The following is a 20,997-nucleotide window of genomic DNA, read 5'->3' as shown; positions in this document are numbered from 1 at the left end:
GAGGTTTTCTACATGTAGAAAACCTCATCTTTTTATATTTACATACTCTCTACAACTGCTTTTAATTTATTCACAGTCCGCCAATTTCTAACTGTAGCTGGTGTATGTGACTTCTGAAACTGGTTCATTAATTTAGAATTTCGAATGCTATTTTTGAAAAATAAATAAACGACCTTCTCATCTATATAGCAATCTTCAAGTTCATTTTTAAATGTAAGCAATTGACTACTCTCTTCTTCAGAAAGTACATTAGCTAAAAAAGCAATATGAACACTTTCTCCTTCTAACAATGAATGAACTTCATATGGACATTGTTTAATAATATTTATAAATTCATCATGTGTTCTTAGCATGACTGGAACATCGAAATCAAATTCTTTTTTTATTTCAGATTGTATTCGGTCCTTTAGAAAGTTTATACCTTCCTCAGATTCGAACACAATATTACCACTTTGTATATATGTTTTCACTTGTTTTAACCCTATTGATTCAAACACTCGTTTTAAATCAGCCATTTTGATTACTTTATGGCCACCGACATTGATTCCTCTTAGTAATGCAATATAAAGTGTCATATTATCCCCCCACAGTAAAATGAACTTATCAATTGAATCGGTTTTCCCACTCATATTTCTCGGATATTTGTTTTAATTCTTCTAACATATCATGAATAGATAATACCTCAAATAAAATAATAGATTCACTTGAAAAATGGTGATGATAATGATTTGGTTTATAATCTTTTAAATCATTTTTATAACTCCAAGTTGGGATGTTAAAAAAATCACAAACTAACACTGTAAGAAAAACTGCAATCCCAGTTTTAATCACTCTTCCTCCAACGATATTCCATTTTCTATCTTGATTCATTTTTTATATCCTTCATTCCTGTTTCATTTTATATACATATATTATATATTGTTAAAATAAAAAAACCTACTACTTGAATATTCAAGAGTAAGTTTTCTATCTCATTATAGGTAAATGCATTATTATTTGTTGGCCAATTGGTCCCATTCTTCTAAAACCTTTATCTTGGAAACCAACTTTTGCATATAAATTTTGTGCAGGAATATTTCTTTCATTCACAGCAAGTACAACTTCATTTTTTATTGGAAAATAACGTTTTACAAACTCTTGTAATAGTGACAGTGATTTTTTAGCATATCCCTTCCCTTGTCTATTGTGATTTATAGAAAATGAAGTTAAAAGTAAAGCATCCTCATTATCTGTGAACTCCTTTACTCTATCTCCCGTTTCCAATGCGAAAAGACCCACCGGTACCCCATTGCGATCTAAAATAACAATCACATTTTTTGTATGATCACTTTTTGCTTTCTCCAGTAATGCGCTTGGATCTGATGTAAACTGAACTTGTTCACTTGGTAAAGTAAATGTTTGTATAACTTCTTTATATTTCTCCTTATACGGAGCTAATTGAATTTCCCCTGTGTGTATGTTCATGCTAAACTCTCCCATTTTTTAGCTTATTAACTTATACCTTGCTGTGCTTTTGAATGCACTCTTCCATCTAAAAAGGTAATTTCAACAAATGAATTTGGATCGTTCCCTTTCCAAGCAAAAATTTGTTTAATTTGTGTAGAATGCTCTACCCCTTCTTCTATAAGTAAATCTCCTTCAAAACCAATTAAATCTTTCACTTCTGTATAAGTCATTCCTTCATTTATACTCGAGAAATGATTTATATTGATAGACTCTTTCTGTTGCCTTTCCATCACAGTAGAAGAAGTTGCTGTTTGGTTTTTCACTTCTTTTCTCTGTTCACACGCTGTCATACTGAAACCTAAGCATAAACTAAACAATATACATGCGCTTTTTTTCATCATAACAGTTGTCCCTCCCATCATAATTAAACCATATATTCCCTTAAAAATAAACTGAATATTTAATATTATATTTAAAAACCTCGTACAATTAAGTACGAGGCTAATTTCATTTATTCAAATGATTATTTGATTGATCATCCTGTTCTTTTCTTAACTCTTGTTCTTCATCTTTTGGTAATTGTTTATCATTATCTTTAATTGGATTCGTTTCTCTATTTTCTATCATATCATTTGGAACTTGTGGCATTACTCGGCCCACAATAGCGGCTAATTCATCTAGTATACCTTCACCTGTTTTTCCTTTTTTAATTTGCTTTCCGATTTGTTTGAGGCGTTCATACGTATCAACATCTGCTACAACGACTGCATTAGCACCGTCAGGGTCATTTTTTAAACTTTCTGCAACAGAGTACTTAATTGATTCAACTCGAGTTCGATCAAGTTTTGCTTTTACATCAATACCTACAATAGCATATTTTCCAACAACGACCGCTGTTGCATCATTCACACCTGGCACACTTGCTGCTAAAGATGCTAAATGATCTGCTGCTTTTTCATTTGGCTTATTTGATTTATTCGTATAATTAACATTTTTCATTGAAACATTTTTTTGTTCCGGCTTTTCGTTTGGATTGTCTTTTTTTCCAATACTGCATCCAGTTATAACGAAGCAAAGCATCAATATATATATTAGAGTTTTCATTATTTTCACCACTTCACTATTAAGGTTTAATCATAAATTTTTTCAACAGCTTGCATTTTCTTTACCTTTTCCTCAGCCCCGCTATTAGCATTAATGAATATTTGGTACGTATCTTTTCCTAAAGTGCCTACAAATTCATAGCAAAGTACTTCATTATGCAAATCATTGACTACTAAAGCTTTACGTTCTTCCATAACTTTTACATCCGGATTGATTTTCTTTCTTGCTTCTGCTGCAGTTAGCTTTGCCGATGGAACTGTTCGCTTTTGATGTGACGCTAAGTATTCTTTTGCGGAGAACCCAACGATAGAACCATCATCTAAAGCAATTTTCATTTGGATTGCTTCTGGATAAATTCGTACTCCATTTTCATTTACTACATACGTAAATACACCAACATTATCATATTGAGAGCTATCATAAAGCTCCATATTATTAAACTTATGGTCCTTTAAAAATTTCAAACCTTTACTACCTGCATCGTTTAAACTAACTTTCTGTTCTTTAATTTCGCGGTTATTCATAACCCAAATTGGATATCCGCCTTTTCCGGTAATATCCATATAGAACTCATTGTTCGTTGCTTCATCTTTAATTTTCACACTATAGAAGGATTCTTTCGCACCTTTTCCGCTTTTCTCAACATCTACTTTTTCATTTCCTTTTAAATTCAAAAACGATTTGGCAATTTTCGCCGCTTCATCTTTAGAAATTGCCTTTCCTTCCGCTTCAAATCCACCTTTTTTATTTTTTTGCGCACTTGTAAAGGTCGGTCCGAAGTTTGTAGAAGAATATGATGTTACGTTTTTCTCTACAGTTTTCAATCCATCAATAATTGTGTTATCTGCTGGATCGCGATTTGATGCAAGTGCCATTTCTACATCCATCCAGCGTAAATTATTTTTCAAAACAAGATGTTGTACTTTTCTTAGTTCATCTTGTATATTTCCTGCATTTGAATATAAAGTTTGTAGCGTTTTATATTCTTGCTCATTTAACGGCTCTTTTTCTAAATCACGAATGGCTGCACGGTAACTGAAATCACCGATATTCGCTAAAAATTCTTCCGTTTTATTAAATGGCATTAATGTTAAAGGTAGTTGTCCTACATCTGAGCGAGCTTCAGATGTTAAACGCCATACATCCGCTAATGCAGGTGATAAAGATGATCGTGAATTCATCGCAAGTGTTGTGCCAATTTTATCGTGTAATAAATCGACTTCGTATGCTAAATCATGGAATGCACGTTGATAGCTATTTTCCGCTCGAATTAAAACTGCATTTTTCTCTTGGTGCTCTTTATAGCCCCAATAGCCTGTTCCTACTACACCGACTGTTAATAATACAATGATAATACCTCGTAACATTGTCCCACCTCCGCTCTATTTACAGAAAATATGTTTACCGATTTTTTTAATTTGTGGACGAGTCCAAATCCATTTACTAGTCGCAGTATCTGGATTGAAATAATATAAAGCATTTCCTGTTGGATCCCATCCGTTAATCGCATCTAAAACTGCTTTTTTTGCTGTTTCATTTGGTGTTAAATATATTTGTCCATCGGCTACCGCTGTAAATGCTCTAGGTTCAAAGATTACACCTGAAACAGTATTTGGGAATGATGCACTTGTAACACGGTTCAAAATAACAGCAGCTACTGCAACTTGTCCTAAATACGGTTCACCACGTGATTCTCCGTATACTGCGTTTGCCATAAGCTGAATATCATTTTGAGAATAACCGTTCGGAACATTTGTCCCTTTATTTTGAGGTGGTTTATTCTCTTGTGCAGTTCCGCCGCTATTTCCTTTATTTGTTGTCGTCCCTTTATTAGCAGTTGACTTGTCATACTTCGTTGCCTTCACGAGCATTTGCTTCGTTTTAGCTCCAGCTAAACCATCAACGGGTAATCCGAATTTCTCTTGAAAATTCCGAAGTGCCCAATATGTACCCCATCCGAAAACACCATCCACTTTTCCCGTATAAAACCCGTTATATTTCAAACGAGATTGCAGTTCAATGACATCTTCGCCAGATGCTCCTCTTTGAATAACTTGATTAGAAAAAGCTTCTACATTCTTTAGTTGTATACTACTGACCATTAAAGACAGTCCTATGAACGCAAGTAAAACTGCTATTTTAAAAATAGCTTTTTGGCGCATAATTTTCCCTCCTTAATTACGGAAATGATTTCTTGGTTATGTTTTGTAAAAGCCTCGCTTTTATGTAAAGAAGACAAAAAAATCCAAACTAATATCGTTGAAAAAATATGTAAACAATATAAAAAAAGGATAAAAGGAGTTCATCATGAAGAAATCTTTAAAACACATCGCACTCGTCATTCTGTTCCTAACAACATGTTCAAATATATATACAGGCTCATCAATTGTTCATGCGCAGCCACCGTATGCCAAATGGGGTAAACTTGCCGTAGAAAAGACGAAAGAACAATACCCAAAAGCAGAAATTATTGACTATCTTCATATAGGTAGAAAACCAAAAACAGTTCAAATAACTGTTGAAAAATTTAAATTGTGGTTACGTGAGAACGGAAAAGAATACGGTGTTTTTGTTGATGTAGAATTTGAAACGAAGACGGAGAAATTTATAAAGCTGTCGTTTCAGAAGACGAGTAGATAAAGTGAAACTTTAATCAGTGGGGGTTTTGTTCATCTCCCACTGATTATCAGCCCTCACCAATCGGACTTTTACGGGCAGCCCGACAAATAGCTGGATAAAGTGAAACCCCCACTGTTAAAAACAGACACAGTGGGGGTTCTTGCATTTCTAAAATTCTTTTCTAAAGTTTCGATTCCCTAAAAATCTTACCAATATACAAATAGCACCAATTACAACTGCTATCCCTATACTGTATAAAAGTACTTTACCATATCCACCTATTCTCGGATCTAAAAACGGATATGGATACCAATTCACGATTGGACCACGTATTAAGCTATATACAACGTAAAAAAATGGGAATAAAAGCCAACTTGCAGCTTGTTTCCAAGTGATTTTCTTAATAGGTGGATTTAAAATCCAATCTAAAAGCATTGTAATCGGCATGATATAATGTAGCACAGTATTTACCCATGGTATTGCCGTTTGAAGTGATTCTTCTAACCCTCTTAATAATAAAAAATAAATGAGTCCAGTCGTAAGTATGTATACCGTTGCTGCACCACGAAGTATACCAAACTGTTCTGAGCGACCAAATGTAGCTGTTCCGATACTACTTAAAAGGAGAATACATGCAACTAAAATGTTACTTTCGATAGTGAAGAAACTAAAAAAGTTAACTGGGTTGAACGGTTTCACTTGTGCCCGTATTATAAATTGCGTAATGATTGTACTAAATGCTAGAAGGCTTAAACATAGTCTAAATAAAGATAAAATTTTTTCATCTTTCATACATTCCCTCCTTTTCTTATATATAATTAGAATTTCCCTGTACATGCTCAATAAATAATTTTAACGGAACGAGCCCACGTTTTGGCATATGACTACTTATAATAGCTACTACTTCTAATTGAGGAATGATAACGATGTATTGTCCGCCGTATCCCATAGCAAAATATATACAATACGGTATGTGAAATCTTTCGTTATGTAATACCCACCAGTGATACCCATATGCGCCGACATGTTCATATGTTTCAAATAGAGCCCTACTTGACTCTTCTAACCATTTCGCTGATACAATTTCTTTTTCATTCCAATATCCATTTTGTAAACATAATTTTCCTAATTTTAACAAATCGGTAGATTTCATTTTCATACCGAAGCCACCTACATATATACCCTGCGGATCTTGTTGCCACTCGTATTCGTTAATTTTTAATGGATCAAATAAATATTTCTTTGCAAACCGCTCTGTCGACATTCCAGTAGCTTCTTGAATAATATAGCTCAGTAAATGAGAAGAACCTGAATTATAATTCATTTTTGTAGCAGGTTCTTCAATTATTGGCTTCTCTAATATGTACTGTACCCAGTTCTCTGATTCTACAAAGTCATTTGGGAATACTACTCCATTCCCAAACTCTTTCCAGCCCTCACCAGTAGTCATTGTTAATAAGTGATATAGCGTTAAATCATGTTTTTCCCCAGGTACATTTTCAATCCACTCTGTAATTGATGTATGTATATCATTTATATAGCCCTTATCAATTGCAATACCAATTAATAAAGATACGATACTTTTTGTAATCGAATTTATTTTATATAAATTATTTGCACATTCGGGTGTTTTATAATACTCAGTTGTTAATTCCCCTTTTTGATAAACAAGAAATGTATTCACTTTTTTCTTTTCGAATTTATTTTCTAGTTGCTTGAAATCCAAAAACTTTACCTCCATTTAAATAGTTACTCCATTTATTATATCTTGTTCCTTCATTTTAAACATAATTGTGCTCAAATAAAAATAAACCTGTCAGCCATAATGAACTGACAGGTTTATTTTTATAATTTTGTACGAACATTCCAAAGCTCCGGGAAGAATTGTTGATCAAGTACTCGCTTTAAATAAGAAACACCGGAGGATCCACCTGTACCCATTTTATGTCCAATAATTCTTTCTACTGTTTTCATATGACGGAAACGCCATTGTTGTAGCCAGTCTTCAATATCAATCAATTTTTCAGCAAGCTGATATAAATTCCAATATTTTTTCACATCCGCATACACTTCCAACCATGCTGCTTCTACTGTTGCATCTTCTTCATAAGGCTGCGTAATATCACGGTTTAACACATCTTTATGAATAGGGAATCCTTCTTTTACTAATGCTTGAATCGCGACATCATATAGACTTGGTGCATGTAGCGCTTTATGAAGTCGTGCATGTAATTCTGGATCCTTTTCATAAATTTTTAATGCGTGTGGCGTTTTATAGCCAAGTGCATACTCAATCATACGATATTGATACGATTGAAAACCTGAAGCTTGACCGAGTGAGTCACGAAACTCAATATATTCTGATGGTGTTAATGTCGCAAGAATATCCCAAGATTGAATAATTTGAGACTGAATTTTTGATACACGTGCTAACATTTTAAAAGCTGGTTGTAATTTATCTTGTTTAATAGATTCAATCGCCGCATTTAGCTCATGTAAAATGAGCTTCATCCAAAGCTCACTTGCTTGGTGAATAACGATAAATAACATTTCATCATGATGGTCCGATAATCTTTTTTGAGAAGATAGTAAACTATCTAATTGTAAATACTCCCCATACGTCATATTCTCTTTAAAATCCGTATGAATCCCTTTTTCCATAATTACTTTTTCATTTTCTCTCATATTAGCCAAACGCCCCTTTTATATGATTCTACTTATATTGGTCTAATAACGGCTCGAACTGGACTTCCATCTGCATCAGTTAATGCAAGTGGTAATGCAATAAGTTCATAATCACCGTCTGCTACATGATCTAGTACGACATTTTCTAAAATATGAATTCCATGTTTAAATAATTGATGATGCGCTGCTAATTCTTTATCATCTAGCGGATCAACTGATGGTACATCTACTCCGATTAAACGAATACCTTTCTCTGAAAGAAACGACGCTATGTCTGCACGTAAATGAGGGATCACCTCTGGAAATTCTTCAGCTTTTCCATGTGAAGATGTACGTAATAATAATCGTTCTACACCTTCTAAATGAAAGCTTTCTAATTCCTTTTTCCCGATGCTTTCAAGATTAGAAACGTCAATAATCCGTGCTGGGCCAACATAAACTTGAACATCTAAATCCAATACTTTCTTTCCATCATTATCAAAATGAAATGGTGCATCAATATGAGTGCCTGTATGAATACTCATCGTTAACTTTCCGACATTTACTGAGCCACTTTCTTCTTTTGACCATGAAACTTCATACGAGAACGGTGTGTCTCCTGGCCACGTTGCAATATTATTATTTAGCGGTTGTGAAATATCAATCCACTCTGATGTTTTCATATTTATGCCACAACCTCTCGCTTATTTTCAAACTGCTTATACTCTTCATTTTTCATAATTTTCTTTAATATTTGTACAGATTTCCACACTTCTTCGTATGTGTTATATAAAGCGACCGGCGCAAGTCTCACCCCATTTGGCGCTCTAAAATCTGGGATTACTCCATTTGCTTTTAGTGCTTTACATATACGTGCTGCTTCTGCATGCTCTAAATAAATGTGCCCGCCTCGTTTTTCATCCTCTAATGGATTTCCAATTGTAAATTCGAAATCTTTTAATTCATGTCCAATTAAATTCAGCATGTATCTCGTAATATGTAAAGATTTCTCACGTAAACGTTCAATACCAGCATCTTTGAAAATTTCAAGTGAACCAATTAATGGTGCTGTACTTAATACGTGCGGTGTACCAATTTGATAAGCACCTGCATGATCAGCAGCTGTTAATGTATGCTCCATATCAAACTGTTTATCTTTTCTAGAACTAAACCATCCAGACAATCCTGGCAGTCTATTAAAATGTTTACTATTTACATAAAGGCCTGCAACACTACCCGGTCCTGCATTTAAATATTTATAATTGCACCAAACAGCAAAATCGACATCCCAATCTTTGAAATGATGCGGAATAGATCCTATTGAATGGCATAAATCAAATCCAATGTGAATGCCGCGTTTATGAGCTTCCGTTGTTAAACGTTTCATATCAAGAATTTGACCACTTCTATATAAAACAGAAGGTAATAAAATTAAAGCGATATCATCTTCCATCGCATGGATAATATCTTCTTCAGAAAGTGTTCTACCATCTCGGCTTTTCACTCTTACTAAATGCTCCTCTGGATCTAATCCTTTTAAACGAATTTGACTTTGAAGTGCATAAATATCTGATGGGAAAGTTAATTCATCCGCAAGTATTTTTGTACGTATTCCTTTTGGTTCGTAAAACGTCGCAATAACTTGGTGTATATTTGTAGTTGTAGAACCGGTTACAATAGTTTCTTCCGGTAAAGCACCAATAAGAGGGGCTGTAAGTTTACCTAATTTCTCTGAAAGGAAAAACCACGGGTGCTCACCTTCTGTCCAGCCGTCAATGCCATACTCTTTCCACGAATCTAGCAACGTAAGTAATGATTTCTCTGCTCTTTTTGAAAGTAGCCCTAATGAGTTTCCATCTAAATATATAGTACCTTCTTTTTTATAGAATTCAGTTTGAAAATCTTTCAGTTCATCATGTTTATCACATTCAAGCGCATACTCATAAGTTGGTTGAAATGGTTCTTTATACATGGTGTCACCTTCTCTTAATTTTCTTTTTATTCTAACTAGTTGAAATATATCACCTTAATTGATACAACGTCAATGATATTATGTCAGTTGACTTTATATATGAACTTCTTTTACAATACAGTTATATTTTCAGATATTTCAGTATAAAGAGGTGATTCTTTGAAAAACTCTACTCTTTCATCAAGAAAACACCGCTCCTTAGAAACGAAGAAGAAACTATTACACTCTGGTTACACTATTTTTATAAATAATGGATTTCAAAAAACGACAATTACACAAATTATTAAACATGCAGAAACTGGTTACGGAACAGCATATGTATACTTCAAAAACAAAGATGATCTCCTAATTAGTTTAATGGAAGATGTTATGAATCGTTTTTATAATATCGCTGAACGCTCTTTTTCTCCACAAACAAAAGAGGAAGCACGTATAATGATCCAAAATCAAGTTAGAGCATTCCTGCAATTAGCAAATGAAGAACGCGCTATTTTGCAAGTTGTAGAGGAAGCGATAGGATTATCAAGAGAAATACGGCAAAAATGGGATGAGATTCGGGAACGTTTTATAACAAGCATTAAACAGGATATTACTTACTCTCAAGAAAGTGGATTAGCACAACCTAATTTAAATAAAGAGATTGTAGCACGCGGTTGGTTCTCGATGAATGAATCGTTTCTTTGGACTATTACGCAAAATGACAAAAAGATTAACTTAGAGGAAATTGTGTATACGTTAACGGAGATGTATACGACCGGGTTATATAAATAGCACACCTTCAATAAGTAAGGTGTGTTATTTTACATCTATAAAAATATATTATCTGGGTATGGTAGTGCTAAAATTCAGATTTTCGGTTATATCGATGGCATTCCGACTTCTATAAATGATAATGTTTTAAAACAATATTTCCAAGGTAAGAAAAGAGAACAAATCATTACATCTTCTGAACTTAATTATTGGATAACAGAAAGATTTTGTGTTGATAAAGAAATATATGAAAGAGCTATTGAGATTTTCAATGAAAAATCTTCAAACAGTAAAAGCGTTACTCATGAGATTGAGTAACGCTTTTACCTTAATATATTTTTAATATTAATCTTCTTTATGATAAGCAGCTTCTACACATTCTGCTAGACGCTCCATTTGTTCCATAGTTAAACCTCGTGATATCCAGCCTGTTAACTTATACATCATTTTATAATAAAAATTACTAGGTTCATATTCTGAAATTAATGTTAGTGCTGTACCTTCCTCATCTTCTTCTAACATATAAGTCATTGCTGAATATCCTTGCTTCATTTCACTACCAAGTGAAATAATATGCGGTGCATCGTATTCAAGGATTTCTACTTCAGCCTCGAATATTTTCTTACCGACTTTTTGAACAGTAATATATTTATCTCCTACACGTGGATTCTCTTTATCCATATTTGAAGGATAGCGATTTTCTATTATAAACGTATTCCATTCTTTTATTTTTTCATCTTCTATTATATAGTCACATACAATATCCATTGGTGCTTTTATTACTATTTCAATTGCAAAACTCATTATACTGCCCCTCTCAAATACCCTATCCATTTCTATTTAACTAAATCATTATGCCATATTTTATATAGTGAAATACAAGTGGAATTTTAACTTTTATTGCGAGAATGTTTTTCGTAATAAGAAAATCATGAATAAATAATTTAAATACTTATTCATGCAAAATGTTTTACTAACAATACAACAATTAAATATAACGCAACGAGTAGTCAAGCGATGCCCATACTTTTATTTTCTTTATTTTTAAAATTTTGCACTCCTAAACTAACTAACATAATCCCTATAAGCGTTTGTAAAATTAGCATACTCTGTTCCGAAACATCATTCCAACTATAAATGGAATACCTCATTACAATAATTGCAAGTACAATCGTTAAGATCCTATTCATATGAAAATCCTTCCTATAAAAAAAGAAGCCACTAAGTTTCCTTAGTGGTTTTATTAACAATTTATATTTAGTAAAATTACTTTTTATGAGTTTGATATAAGTCAATAGAATTTCCTGGCCAATATAACTATGTATGTTAGCACACTTTTTCTTTATTCAGTCTACTTACAATTCCAACTATAAATTTATATTCAATCCTCTTCTTCTTAATCTTTTTAAATCCTTCTTTCGTATCAAAAATTAAACACGTTTTCCGAAACCACATTCGTACATATAGTGACTCAAAATAAATAGGTTTTATAATTCCTCGTTCTTCAAATTCAGTTCCATCTTTATTTTCGGTTTCTGTTCGAACGAACCACCTATTTCCGAAGCCAATTTCAATATACTTCACATAAGTCCCCCTTCCGGGAATTATTTTCTAACAATTCTATTATTTCCCCGGTAAGCGCACATTCCGACAGAACATGAGTCCACAAAGAAAAAGTAGATTACAAAAATCTACTTTATAGCTTATATTTCTGCATTCGTTTATAAAATGTACTTCGAGGAACATTTAACAGTTTTGCGGCTAACGAAACATTTCCGTTCGTCTTTTCTAACGCTTCAATCATGCTATCACGCTGTATTTTTTCGCGAAAATTCAATGTATGTTCTGTTTTATTTTCAACTTGTAACTCAAGTTGTTGTTGATTTCCCGTCATTGTTTGTATCAAAAAAGCGACTTGCTTTTCGCATATTTCCCGTCCTTGCGACAAAATGTAAATGCGTTCTAATACATTTACTAGTTCCCGAATATTTCCGGGCCATGTATGTTGTAAAAATTGATTGTATATACTCTTTGGAAATACAACATTCCAATTCTTCCGTTCGCAAAAGTGTTGTATAAAATATGGGATATCCTCTTTTCTTTCTATTAACGATGGAACATATAACGGATAAACGTGCAAACGATAATATAAATCTTGACGGAATTTCCCTTCTTCTACTAACCTTAGTAAATCTTTATGTGTGGCAGTAATAATACGAATATTTACTGGTACCTCTTTTGAACTTCCTATTGGAGTTATTGTGCGTTCTTGTAAAACACGCAATAAGGCTACTTGCATCTCTGGTGGTACTTCGCCAATTTCATCTAAAAACAGTGTTCCTCCATTCGCTTGTTCAAATTTCCCTTTATATCCTTGACGTCGCGCACCTGTAAACGCACCTTCAGCATAACCGAACAATTCACTTTCCATTAATTCTTTAGGCAAAGAACCGCAGTTAACAGCTATAAAGGGTCCGTCTTTTCTTGGACTATTTTCATGAATCGCTCTCGCGACATATTCCTTTCCTACTCCTGTCTCACCACATACATACACACTAGCATCAGTCGGTGAAACAAGCTTAATTTCTTCTAGTGTGTGTTGAAATGCTTTACTTGTCCCGGTAACTCCTGGAAAAGTAATTCCTTTTATAAATGTGAAAGCAGAATATGTATTCATTTGTTTGTTTTCCTTTAAATACATACATTTCCCGATCATTCTTTCATTACTATATACCGGTATCTCTAATTTAGTTTCCAATCCATGGTGCACTAAATCTTCAAGTTTCATTCTTGACCAATTAGTTACTCGTTCCCGAACGCTCTTACTCGCAGAAACGATAACATCACGATGATTACAAATAACTACTTGTTCATCACTATCAATGACATCTAAAAAACGATGGATTAAGTGTAATTCATTTTGATGAACTCTTATGCTACATTCACGTTCAATCGCATGTGCAATTGAAGTTACCATACCGAGCATATATGGATGCGAAAATTCAATTGGACAGGAGAAATCTAGAATACCAATTAATTTCCCGTCATCGTTATGAATGGGAGCAGCCGCACAACTCCAGCTATGAGATACCACGGAGTAATGTTCAGTACCACTTATCATAATAGCTTCTTCAATTTCTAGCGCTGTTCCTATTGCGTTTGTCCCCACAGCTGCTTCCGTCCATTTTACACCTTCAATAAAATTAATATGTTTCGCTCGCTTTAACGTTTGTTTATTTCCACTTAAGGATAGGACATAACCATCTGGATCGATTAATAATGCCATCATTTGTAGTTCATCAATGGTTTTTCTCATATTTTGTATTTGGGGTAATGCTATATCAAGGAAAATTTCACTCTTTTTCTTTTGTTCTCGAAAAATATTAGAAGACAAAACTTTCTGACCTTTATTCATATGAGGATTAACATTAGCCTGTTTACATCGATGCCACGATTCTGAAATTCTTTGATTTATGCGATTTGAATCAAGAACACCTTCATTAACAAACTTTTTCCATGTATGTAAGTAAAACGGTGAAGCTAACATTGTATCATCTCCCTTTTAATTGTTTTGGAGATTTATAAAACATACTTTTATTATAAAACTGAATAAAAGCGTTTTCAATACAACTAGCAATACGACACAAATATGTTAATAATTTGAATATCCTAATGCACTTCTTTATTCTTTTTTAGTAGCACTATATTTTGTATAATGGACGCAAAGAAAATACATAACCAAAACCACTTTTGTGGATTACCATTTATAAAGAAAACAATCACGGCTATTGCAAATAAAATAGCGGATGCTAAACTAAAATATAATTTTGTTTTAATTTCTATTATCCCTCACCCCTCTGTTACTTTACAGTACATACTAACTCTTCATTTTTCATCTCTACTATGTACTCCTGTAAAACATATTCTTTCCCGCCATGGTTTTCATACCATTCATGCATTCTTTTAATATGCCTCTCGTCACTTCTAATTTTCAATTCTATTTCATTATACTGTTCATAACTATCATATTCCCATATGGCAAATACTTCATACGTACCATTCTTATTATCTTTCATCCAGCGTCCTATTAGCCTAGAACCATGCTTTAATTGATTAGGTAAGTTCGTATTATTGAAATGATCATTAAATACTTCTATAAATTCATTTTTCACTACATAGTACTTCCTTCTGTAAAACATACTTCTTCACCTCTTTCATGAAAAGTATTAGTAAATCTTCCCATCACTACCGTATTATAATACTTTCCATCCGATAGTCTTTTGTCATTTTTCAAAATGCCTTCTACTTCAAAACCTAATTTTTTATAAAGATGAATAGCTTTCTCGTTTGTCTCTAATACTTGTAAAGATATTTTATTCACTGCATTTTCGTCAGCCCATTTAATAGATTGTTGTAATAGGCTCTTCCCCATTCTATATCCCCAAAACTCTTTTAAAATGCAAACGCCAAACTCCACTTTATGAGATAATCTCTTAAAATTTGATCCTTCACATCTTGAAAATCCAACGATTCGATTGTGCACTTCTGCAACTAAAAAGAGATTCTTAGTCTCTTCACTATCTGTTTTTATTATTTTTTGAAATCCTAGATTATCTATAAATCCCTCTCCAGCATCTCTATCCATATTTTCAGTTTCTCCATCAATCTGAACTCTAATTTTCGATAACTGCTCAGCATCTTTCTCAGCTGCAGAACGAATTGTATAAGTTAATCCATTTATATAAAACTCTTGCTCTTTTACAATCATGTCAAACTCCTTTCAAATGAATATAATGGCACTATTACAACTTGTTTACCTTGTTTCTCAAAGTCCTGAACAGTTTCTTTACTAGCCTCTTCGTCAGTTATAATAATGTCAATTTCTTTTAGAGACTCTCCTCTTATAAAACAATCTATTCCAAGTTTATTATGCGGAACTAAACAAATATTTCTTCTAGCAATTTCACTTACTCTTTTACTAAAATAAGCAACTTCAGGTGTTGCAGTACTAATACCTTGTAATGAAATGCCTCCACCTGTAGAGAAATAAAGATCAATAGAAAATCTACTTATCAATTCAGAGGCAAGTGTATCAGTAATATTCCCTGAAGGTTTTACTTTTCCGCCAATTAAATACGTATCAATATTCTTATATTCTCGTAGATAACCAGCTATTTCTATAGAATTCGTAATAACCGTAAATGATACTTCTGGTAAATATTTCAGCATCGCATTATGAACGGAAGCCCCACCAATAAAAATTGAATCACCTTCTTGTATATAAGATACCGCAACTCTTGCAATTGTGTCCTCATATATTGAGCTATCACTATAACGTTTAGCTGGTTCCGCGGCTAAATTTCTCACTCGCGTAAGTTCAATTGCACCTCCGTGCGTTCTTTTTAATAAACCATCCTTTTCCATAATAGACAAATCTCTTCTTATAGAATCAATAGACATATCAAATCTTTCCGCAAGATCCTTTGCGATTACTCTTCCATCTGTATTAAGTAGTTCTAAAATTTTCTCTCGACGCTCTTCAGTAAACATGTTATCACCACCGTTATTGAAGATTCAGAAACTTAAACTTTATTTTAATTATATGCATGCCTCTTCCATTTTACAATATTTTCAATTCTTATTTATTCCGTTTTATACAGTCTTCTCCCTCTTTCTATCCTGTTAACTTGACAACCAAATAAATATATATCTGTATATTACGCAAAAATACTTCCATTCACCTTCCTATTGATGTGAAATTATTCCTATATTTTACTTTTTAACACAGAAAGGGATTACTATGAAATCATTAATCAAAACGACATGTACAGCATTATTATTTACTGGAATATTGACAGGATTTAATAGCAATACTACATCAAAACAAGAAAAGAGCGCTCTCGAAAAGAATGCAATGCACTATGGAGAAATAGTTAAAAACGAATACTATAGAGCGACAGTTGAAAATGCAAAGTTTGAAAAAATAGACAAAGAGCGGCGCCTTACTACTCGTGTTATGATTAATAATGTTCGGGACGATGGACAAACTATTGATCTTTCGGAAATGAAATATTTCATACAAGATGAAAAAACTGGTCAGAAATATGAAGGTGAAGCTCATCCGATAGATGACGAGCACTATAAAAATGTTCCACACGAATTCTCTTTAACTACTGACGTTGTGTTTGAACTGAAAACTTCACCAAAAGATTTAAATAATATGTATTTATACATAGATAGCAAAGCAGCGCCGTTAACAGATACATATTGGAAGCTTGATAATTTAGTATCTAAATAGAAAGACCAGTCTTACATGACTGGTCTTTTACATTCATACATTTAACTTTCATTAACACTTATAATAATTTTCTAATAACAACTTGAATAACATCAGCTAAACCAGTGTGCCCTTTCCCTTCAATTCGCTCTTGTTCGCCATTAAAGAAATGAATTACCTTATGCTCTTCACACCAAGTAAGGATATCAATTGGATCATACAGCATATCAACATCTTTTGGTCCACCAGTACCATAGTTTATTTGTTTTTTTGAGTAAACTTCAAACATAATTAAACCACCAGGCTTTATCGTTTGTATCATTTTACCTAATATCATTTTTTTATAATCATCATGAAAATGTCCAAATACCATAATTGCTGCATCATATTCATTTTCTGGCAAACTATCAGCTAATAAATCTACTTTTTTTGTATGCACGTTTACGTTATGCTTCTCTGCCAATTTTTTTGTCTTCTCTAATCCATCTTCCGAATAATCAATAGCTGTTACTTCGTTCCCTTGTCTTGCTAGAAATACAGCATTTCTACCTTCTCCCTCCGCGAAAGCTATTACTTTATTGTGATTTGCTAAACGAAATGCTTGTTCTTTAATAAATGTATTAGGTTCTTCCCCGTAAAAATATTCATCTGATTTATATCGATCATTCCAAAATTTAGTCATCATCTTCTCTCCTTCTTCATATCATTTTCTAACTACAATTAAAGATATCAAAGAGTCTTTTTATCCTTAATTAATTTAAAAATAAAAGCAGATTAAAAATCCACTTTTATTTTTTTCGCAAGATCTACGATTTTTTGATTTCGTAACTCTTCTTCCATTTTCTCTTCTGCTGCAAGCATTACTTCATTAATTAAACATCCAGGTTTGTCATGTAAACAACATTCAAACAATGATGTTTTACCTTCAATTGCATGTATAATATCTAAAAATGAAATATCTTCCCAATTCTTACTAAGCGAGTAACCGCCCTTTGGACCAGATGATGAATGTATCATCCCTTCCTTCGTCAACTTAGTTAGTATTTTAGACAAGTACGTTGGTGAAACATTTTGCATTTCTGCTAATTGGTGAACATTAACTAACTTATTTGGTGTAGCCTTTGCCAGAAAAAGCATTGTATGAAGAGCATAATTTGTAGCTTTAGAATATTTCATAGTACAGCCCCTATTGTAGACTTCATGTATCTACAATAACTTTATTTTTTTATTATGTCAAACGTTTGTAATGCTCCATAAAAAATTATTTCTTCACAAGTAATACATCTGTCGCACAAATCGTCACTTCTCTAAATGGACAGTCGAATAAAACACCTAGTTCAAAACCATCTTCAGTAAGAGCTATTTCATGATATAACCACCAAGAATTTTCAAAGTTTTCCGGCATAGAACACTTTGTTACTCCTATAAAGGTTACTTCAAATTTATCAAATTCACTAAAAGTACCACTGCAATCTAATACGATAGACAAAGTATCTTCTTTTACTACTTTAATTACACTGTCGTGTAATGATGTCTTGTGTAACTGAACGACATTTGACGGAAGTTTTTTCTCAATGGAATTAAAATATTCTACGTATGATTGATCTAATTGTGCCACTCTTTTCTCATAATCTGTTGACCACTTTCACATACGTTTTTTCAGTTCATCTGATGGGTATTCTGAATTAGTTGTGATGTTTTGTATAATTGAGTATATCGATTCAGGAAGGAACTTTAATAAATCTATTTTCCTTTTCTCAATTTCCTCCTTTAAACTTTCTATATCCATTTCCGACCATTCTTTTATAGAATCTATAAAACTTACAAATTCTAAAACTTGCATTTCTTTATACCAATCTCTTGTAAAATATTTCAATGACACCTCTCCTAAAACATCTTTACATCCAGTAAAAACAATATATCCACTTATTATATCATTCCAATAACCATTCTTTCTAAAGAAAAAATGTAAAACTGTAAATATTCCGCCTATTATTTCTAAAACTTCAGAATGTTTACAAAATTATAAAATTAGAATACATTTTAGCTGTACAAGATTCACCTGTACAAAAATTCAAACAAAAAGGGATGGTTATATGTTGAAGAAATTAGTAGCAGGGACATTAGTAGCAGGTTTTGCACTAACTGGAGGACTAGGTGCGGTAAGTGCTGAAGAAAAAAGTAACACAATTAAGTCATTTGATTATTTAAAAGTGGATGAACAAAATGTTAATTCATTTGCAAAATTAAGTGAGCAGGATAAGAAAGATATCCAAATTACTATGGTATTACCAGAGCAAAATGAAAATGGAGATTGGCTAGCTTATGGTTTTACTAGCCGTGAAACATTAGATGCGTATATTGAAAAGGATAAAAAAGCAATTAAAAATAAAATTAATCCTTTAGGTAGCGGTGCTGGTAGTACTGATTTTTATGAACATAAAGATAAAGGTGGACAATATATTTACTGGAGTAGCGGCTTTAAAAACTTACCATCTAGCTGGAATGACAGAATTTCTTCTGTAAGTACAGCGTCACCTTCTGCAAGTTATTCAACTACACTTTGGGAGCACACTTCAACACAAGGATATGGAAAAGGCGTTTTATTTAAACATGCTGATTGGTACGGTAAAACTGCTAATTTAGCTGCTGATTGGAACGATATTACTTCAGCGATTGAAATTAAATAGTAATAAGATATTTAATTTCTTCTATAAAAATTCAAACCACTATTCTCTCTTTCATTTAGAGAATAGTGGTTTATCATATTTTTATTTAAGCATGTACAGCATGTCCTACTGCTTGCATTAACGCTTCATGAATCGCCTCAGATAAAGTTGGCTGTGCTGCAATATAATCTCTCATTATATCAGCGGTAACTTCTGTATGAATCATTACGGTTCCTTGACCAATAAGTTCAGTTGCATAAGGACCGATAATAGAAATCCCTACAATTTCTTGGTATTTAGGTTCTACAATGACTTTTACTTTACCTACTTGTTCTCCTAAAATAAGAGCTTTTCCGTTCGCTGTAAAAGGAAATTCTCCGATGAGAATATCACCATATTGTTCTCTTGCACCTTTTTCACTTAACCCTACACTAGCTATTTCTGGAGCTGTGTATATACAACGGGGCACAGCGTGATAATTTACTTTCACGTCTTCTCCGCTTGCGTGTAATGCTGCTGTCGTTCCTTCATGGAAGGCAACGTGAGCAAGCTGAATTCCACCGATTACATCACCAGCTGCGTAAATATGCGATACGTTCGTTTGCATATGTTCATTCACAGAAATCCCTTTATTTGAAAACTGAACCCCTGCCTTTTCTAATCCTAATTGTTGCACTCGTGGTTTTCTTCCTACAGAAACAAGAACAAATTCTGGAGTTACTTCGTGAGTAATTCCCTCGTACTCAAATGAAGCTTGCTTCTTATAGTTATTTAATCCTTTTAAAACTGCTCCCGTAAAAATTTTCACACCATCTTTTTCTAATTTCTCTCTTAAAATATTCGCGATATCTTCATCTTCACCAGGTAGTAATTGCGGTGCCATTTCAACTATCGATACTTTTGTGCTAAGTCTACTATAAATACTTGCAAACTCACATCCTATTACACCACCGCCAACGATTAACAATGAAGATGGTACACTCTCAAGAGACATGGCATGGCTACTATTTAAAATCCATTTTCCATCGAACGGAGCGAATGGTAATTCTGTAGGTTCGGAACCAGATGCGATAATAAAGCTCTCTCCATCAACTACTTCTTCTTTATTTCCTTGTACAACTCGCACACGATGATCCGTTTCGAATTTCGCTTTTCCTTTTACAACTTTAATTTTATTTTTCTTCATTAAATATTGTATTCCTTGGACGAGTTGCATTACGATTTGTGATTTTCTCGCCTGTATTTGATCCCAATCAATTGATATACTTCCTGTATTAAGCGTAACTCCATAATCATTCGCTTTTCTCACAATGTCATGTATTTCAGCACTTTCTAACAGTGATTTCGTAGGCATACAACCAACATTTAAACACGTTCCGCCAAGTTCAGCTTCATCAATAAGAGTAACACCTTTGCCATTTTGAGCCGCGGTAATTGCCGCTACATATCCAGCTGGTCCGCCTCCAATTACAACTAGTTTACTCATTCTCTCACCT

At 33.3% G+C, this 20,997-nt stretch carries 25 protein-coding genes and 3 pseudogenes; 5 read left to right on the top strand and 23 right to left on the bottom strand.

Going from position 1 to position 20,997, the window contains the following annotated elements; translation table 11 throughout:
• Window positions 1–38: 38 nt before the first annotated feature.
• The 7 genes and pseudogenes from GBN91_RS18170 to sleB form a co-directional block, all read right to left on the bottom strand.
• On the bottom strand, window positions 39–575 hold the full coding sequence (locus GBN91_RS18170) for a DUF1697 domain-containing protein (protein WP_152121917.1): 537 nt from the start codon (window positions 573–575) through the stop codon (window positions 39–41).
• 223 nt (window positions 576–798) lie between these two features.
• Window positions 799–870 (bottom strand): annotated as a pseudogene (locus GBN91_RS29480) (hypothetical protein); the annotation flags it as partial.
• Between the two features lie 96 nt (window positions 871–966).
• Window positions 967–1,479: a GNAT family N-acetyltransferase gene (locus GBN91_RS18160; protein WP_002024242.1), complete on the bottom strand. Its 513-nt coding sequence runs from the start codon at window positions 1,477–1,479 to the stop codon at window positions 967–969.
• A gap of 11 nt (window positions 1,480–1,490) precedes the next feature.
• Window positions 1,491–1,847: a hypothetical protein gene (locus GBN91_RS18155; protein ID WP_000976446.1), complete on the bottom strand. Its 357-nt coding sequence runs from the start codon at window positions 1,845–1,847 to the stop codon at window positions 1,491–1,493.
• A 106-nt stretch (window positions 1,848–1,953) separates the two neighbouring features.
• Entirely contained in the window at window positions 1,954–2,550 is a 597-nt protein-coding gene (locus GBN91_RS18150; RefSeq protein WP_000854053.1) for a YhcN/YlaJ family sporulation lipoprotein, read from the bottom strand.
• Window positions 2,551–2,576: 26 nt separating this feature from the next.
• Entirely contained in the window at window positions 2,577–3,917 is a 1,341-nt protein-coding gene (gene ypeB / locus GBN91_RS18145) for a germination protein YpeB (RefSeq protein ID WP_000943727.1), read from the bottom strand.
• 15 nt (window positions 3,918–3,932) lie between these two features.
• Window positions 3,933–4,712 carry a spore cortex-lytic enzyme gene (gene sleB, locus GBN91_RS18140; protein ID WP_001249053.1) on the bottom strand — a complete coding sequence of 260 codons (780 nt, stop codon included), beginning with the start codon at window positions 4,710–4,712 and terminating at the stop codon, window positions 3,933–3,935.
• Window positions 4,713–4,857: 145 nt separating this feature from the next.
• Between sleB and GBN91_RS18130 the strand changes: the two genes are divergently transcribed.
• Window positions 4,858–5,190 (top strand): DUF3889 domain-containing protein, encoded by a 333-nt coding sequence (locus tag GBN91_RS18130; protein ID WP_000749105.1) that lies wholly within the window; start codon window positions 4,858–4,860, stop codon window positions 5,188–5,190.
• Between the two features lie 147 nt (window positions 5,191–5,337).
• Here GBN91_RS18130 and GBN91_RS18125 read toward each other — a convergent pair whose 3' ends face one another.
• From GBN91_RS18125 to kynU, 5 genes are all read right to left on the bottom strand, one after another.
• Window positions 5,338–5,961 (bottom strand): Pr6Pr family membrane protein, encoded by a 624-nt coding sequence (locus GBN91_RS18125; RefSeq protein ID WP_000650958.1) that lies wholly within the window; start codon window positions 5,959–5,961, stop codon window positions 5,338–5,340.
• 16 nt (window positions 5,962–5,977) lie between these two features.
• Window positions 5,978–6,895, bottom strand: coding sequence for a serine hydrolase domain-containing protein (locus GBN91_RS18120; protein WP_000346254.1), 918 nt, complete (start codon window positions 6,893–6,895; stop codon window positions 5,978–5,980).
• A 119-nt stretch (window positions 6,896–7,014) separates the two neighbouring features.
• Window positions 7,015–7,854, bottom strand: a complete 840-nt coding sequence (gene kynA, locus GBN91_RS18115) for a tryptophan 2,3-dioxygenase (RefSeq protein ID WP_152121915.1) — start codon at window positions 7,852–7,854, stop codon at window positions 7,015–7,017.
• Between the two features lie 32 nt (window positions 7,855–7,886).
• Window positions 7,887–8,516 carry an arylformamidase gene (kynB, locus tag GBN91_RS18110; RefSeq protein ID WP_000858074.1) on the bottom strand — a complete coding sequence of 210 codons (630 nt, stop codon included), beginning with the start codon at window positions 8,514–8,516 and terminating at the stop codon, window positions 7,887–7,889.
• 2 nt (window positions 8,517–8,518) lie between these two features.
• Window positions 8,519–9,805: a kynureninase gene (kynU, locus tag GBN91_RS18105; RefSeq protein WP_000276298.1), complete on the bottom strand. Its 1,287-nt coding sequence runs from the start codon at window positions 9,803–9,805 to the stop codon at window positions 8,519–8,521.
• A 159-nt stretch (window positions 9,806–9,964) separates the two neighbouring features.
• Between kynU and GBN91_RS18100 the strand changes: the two genes are divergently transcribed.
• Together GBN91_RS18100 and GBN91_RS18095 are read left to right on the top strand one after the other, a co-directional pair.
• Window positions 9,965–10,576 carry a TetR/AcrR family transcriptional regulator gene (locus GBN91_RS18100; RefSeq protein ID WP_000798542.1) on the top strand — a complete coding sequence of 204 codons (612 nt, stop codon included), beginning with the start codon at window positions 9,965–9,967 and terminating at the stop codon, window positions 10,574–10,576.
• Window positions 10,577–10,645: 69 nt separating this feature from the next.
• A pseudogene (locus GBN91_RS18095) lies at window positions 10,646–10,873 on the top strand (hypothetical protein); the annotation flags it as partial.
• A 27-nt stretch (window positions 10,874–10,900) separates the two neighbouring features.
• Here GBN91_RS18095 and GBN91_RS18090 read toward each other — a convergent pair.
• The 7 genes from GBN91_RS18090 to GBN91_RS18060 all read right to left on the bottom strand — a co-directional run bounded on the left by GBN91_RS18090 (window position 10,901) and on the right by GBN91_RS18060 (window position 16,105).
• Window positions 10,901–11,359, bottom strand: coding sequence for an SRPBCC family protein (locus GBN91_RS18090; protein ID WP_000006415.1), 459 nt, complete (start codon window positions 11,357–11,359; stop codon window positions 10,901–10,903).
• A gap of 206 nt (window positions 11,360–11,565) precedes the next feature.
• Complete coding sequence (locus GBN91_RS18085) at window positions 11,566–11,745, bottom strand: DUF3953 domain-containing protein (RefSeq protein ID WP_001079917.1); 180 nt, start codon at window positions 11,743–11,745, stop codon at window positions 11,566–11,568.
• A 136-nt stretch (window positions 11,746–11,881) separates the two neighbouring features.
• On the bottom strand, window positions 11,882–12,139 hold the full coding sequence (locus tag GBN91_RS18080; protein WP_000873828.1) for a DUF3977 family protein: 258 nt from the start codon (window positions 12,137–12,139) through the stop codon (window positions 11,882–11,884).
• Between the two features lie 112 nt (window positions 12,140–12,251).
• Complete coding sequence (locus GBN91_RS18075) at window positions 12,252–14,102, bottom strand: sigma-54-dependent Fis family transcriptional regulator (protein WP_000881435.1); 1,851 nt, start codon at window positions 14,100–14,102, stop codon at window positions 12,252–12,254.
• 313 nt (window positions 14,103–14,415) lie between these two features.
• Complete coding sequence (locus tag GBN91_RS18070) at window positions 14,416–14,754, bottom strand: NIPSNAP family protein (RefSeq protein WP_149149695.1); 339 nt, start codon at window positions 14,752–14,754, stop codon at window positions 14,416–14,418.
• On the bottom strand, window positions 14,727–15,323 hold the full coding sequence (locus tag GBN91_RS18065; RefSeq protein WP_000635684.1) for a GNAT family N-acetyltransferase: 597 nt from the start codon (window positions 15,321–15,323) through the stop codon (window positions 14,727–14,729). Before GBN91_RS18065 ends, GBN91_RS18070 begins: the two co-directional genes overlap by 28 nt.
• Window positions 15,320–16,105 (bottom strand): DeoR/GlpR family DNA-binding transcription regulator, encoded by a 786-nt coding sequence (locus tag GBN91_RS18060; protein WP_049108039.1) that lies wholly within the window; start codon window positions 16,103–16,105, stop codon window positions 15,320–15,322. Before GBN91_RS18060 ends, GBN91_RS18065 begins: the two co-directional genes overlap by 4 nt.
• Window positions 16,106–16,355: 250 nt before the next feature.
• Between GBN91_RS18060 and GBN91_RS18055 the strand changes: the two genes are divergently transcribed.
• Entirely contained in the window at window positions 16,356–16,853 is a 498-nt protein-coding gene (locus GBN91_RS18055) for a hypothetical protein (protein ID WP_152121913.1), read from the top strand.
• A 58-nt stretch (window positions 16,854–16,911) separates the two neighbouring features.
• On the opposite strand, the gene GBN91_RS18050 is transcribed toward GBN91_RS18055, so the two are convergent.
• From GBN91_RS18050 to GBN91_RS18040, 3 genes and pseudogenes are all read right to left on the bottom strand, one after another.
• On the bottom strand, window positions 16,912–17,517 hold the full coding sequence (locus GBN91_RS18050; RefSeq protein ID WP_049108040.1) for a class I SAM-dependent methyltransferase: 606 nt from the start codon (window positions 17,515–17,517) through the stop codon (window positions 16,912–16,914).
• Window positions 17,518–17,606: 89 nt separating this feature from the next.
• Entirely contained in the window at window positions 17,607–18,008 is a 402-nt protein-coding gene (locus GBN91_RS18045; protein WP_152121911.1) for an Rrf2 family transcriptional regulator, read from the bottom strand.
• A gap of 85 nt (window positions 18,009–18,093) precedes the next feature.
• Window positions 18,094–18,708 (bottom strand): annotated as a pseudogene (locus GBN91_RS18040) (DUF4085 domain-containing protein).
• Window positions 18,709–18,928: 220 nt separating this feature from the next.
• Between GBN91_RS18040 and GBN91_RS18035 the strand changes: the two are divergent.
• Window positions 18,929–19,522 carry a hypothetical protein gene (locus GBN91_RS18035; protein ID WP_000914443.1) on the top strand — a complete coding sequence of 198 codons (594 nt, stop codon included), beginning with the start codon at window positions 18,929–18,931 and terminating at the stop codon, window positions 19,520–19,522.
• An 85-nt stretch (window positions 19,523–19,607) separates the two neighbouring features.
• On the opposite strand, the gene lpdA is transcribed toward GBN91_RS18035, so the two are convergent.
• Window positions 19,608–20,987, bottom strand: a complete 1,380-nt coding sequence (gene lpdA / locus GBN91_RS18030; protein ID WP_152121909.1) for a dihydrolipoyl dehydrogenase — start codon at window positions 20,985–20,987, stop codon at window positions 19,608–19,610.
• Window positions 20,988–20,997: the final 10 nt, after the last annotated feature.

This window comes from Bacillus sp. B1-WWTP-T-0.5-Post-4 (assembly GCF_009183795.1).
GTDB classification, from domain to species: domain Bacteria; phylum Bacillota; class Bacilli; order Bacillales; family Bacillaceae_G; genus Bacillus_A; species Bacillus_A cereus.
This window is presented reverse-complemented; position numbering and strand designations above follow the sequence as displayed.

Bases quoted from the DNA above. Each gene is read 5' to 3' on its own strand.
- GBN91_RS18170 (WP_152121917.1), bottom strand. From the start codon at position 575: ATGACACTTTATATTGCATTACTAAGAGGAATCAATGTCGGTGGCCAT.
- GBN91_RS18160 (WP_002024242.1), bottom strand. From the start codon at position 1,479: ATGGGAGAGTTTAGCATGAACATACACACAGGGGAAATTCAATTAGCT.
- GBN91_RS18155 (WP_000976446.1), bottom strand. From the start codon at position 1,847: ATGATGAAAAAAAGCGCATGTATATTGTTTAGTTTATGCTTAGGTTTC.
- GBN91_RS18150 (WP_000854053.1), bottom strand. From the start codon at position 2,550: ATGAAAACTCTAATATATATATTGATGCTTTGCTTCGTTATAACTGGA.
- ypeB (WP_000943727.1), bottom strand. From the start codon at position 3,917: ATGTTACGAGGTATTATCATTGTATTATTAACAGTCGGTGTAGTAGGA.
- sleB (WP_001249053.1), bottom strand. From the start codon at position 4,712: ATGCGCCAAAAAGCTATTTTTAAAATAGCAGTTTTACTTGCGTTCATA.
- GBN91_RS18130 (WP_000749105.1), top strand. From the start codon at position 4,858: ATGAAGAAATCTTTAAAACACATCGCACTCGTCATTCTGTTCCTAACA.
- GBN91_RS18125 (WP_000650958.1), bottom strand. From the start codon at position 5,961: ATGAAAGATGAAAAAATTTTATCTTTATTTAGACTATGTTTAAGCCTT.
- kynA (WP_152121915.1), bottom strand. From the start codon at position 7,854: ATGAGAGAAAATGAAAAAGTAATTATGGAAAAAGGGATTCATACGGAT.
- kynB (WP_000858074.1), bottom strand. From the start codon at position 8,516: ATGAAAACATCAGAGTGGATTGATATTTCACAACCGCTAAATAATAAT.
- kynU (WP_000276298.1), bottom strand. From the start codon at position 9,805: ATGTATAAAGAACCATTTCAACCAACTTATGAGTATGCGCTTGAATGT.
- GBN91_RS18090 (WP_000006415.1), bottom strand. From the start codon at position 11,359: ATGAGTTTTGCAATTGAAATAGTAATAAAAGCACCAATGGATATTGTA.
- GBN91_RS18085 (WP_001079917.1), bottom strand. From the start codon at position 11,745: ATGAATAGGATCTTAACGATTGTACTTGCAATTATTGTAATGAGGTAT.
- GBN91_RS18075 (WP_000881435.1), bottom strand. From the start codon at position 14,102: ATGTTAGCTTCACCGTTTTACTTACATACATGGAAAAAGTTTGTTAAT.
- GBN91_RS18070 (WP_149149695.1), bottom strand. From the start codon at position 14,754: ATGTTTTACAGAAGGAAGTACTATGTAGTGAAAAATGAATTTATAGAA.
- GBN91_RS18065 (WP_000635684.1), bottom strand. From the start codon at position 15,323: ATGATTGTAAAAGAGCAAGAGTTTTATATAAATGGATTAACTTATACA.
- GBN91_RS18060 (WP_049108039.1), bottom strand. From the start codon at position 16,105: ATGTTTACTGAAGAGCGTCGAGAGAAAATTTTAGAACTACTTAATACA.
- GBN91_RS18055 (WP_152121913.1), top strand. From the start codon at position 16,356: ATGAAATCATTAATCAAAACGACATGTACAGCATTATTATTTACTGGA.
- GBN91_RS18050 (WP_049108040.1), bottom strand. From the start codon at position 17,517: ATGATGACTAAATTTTGGAATGATCGATATAAATCAGATGAATATTTT.
- GBN91_RS18045 (WP_152121911.1), bottom strand. From the start codon at position 18,008: ATGAAATATTCTAAAGCTACAAATTATGCTCTTCATACAATGCTTTTT.
- GBN91_RS18035 (WP_000914443.1), top strand. From the start codon at position 18,929: ATGTTGAAGAAATTAGTAGCAGGGACATTAGTAGCAGGTTTTGCACTA.
- lpdA (WP_152121909.1), bottom strand. From the start codon at position 20,987: ATGAGTAAACTAGTTGTAATTGGAGGCGGACCAGCTGGATATGTAGCG.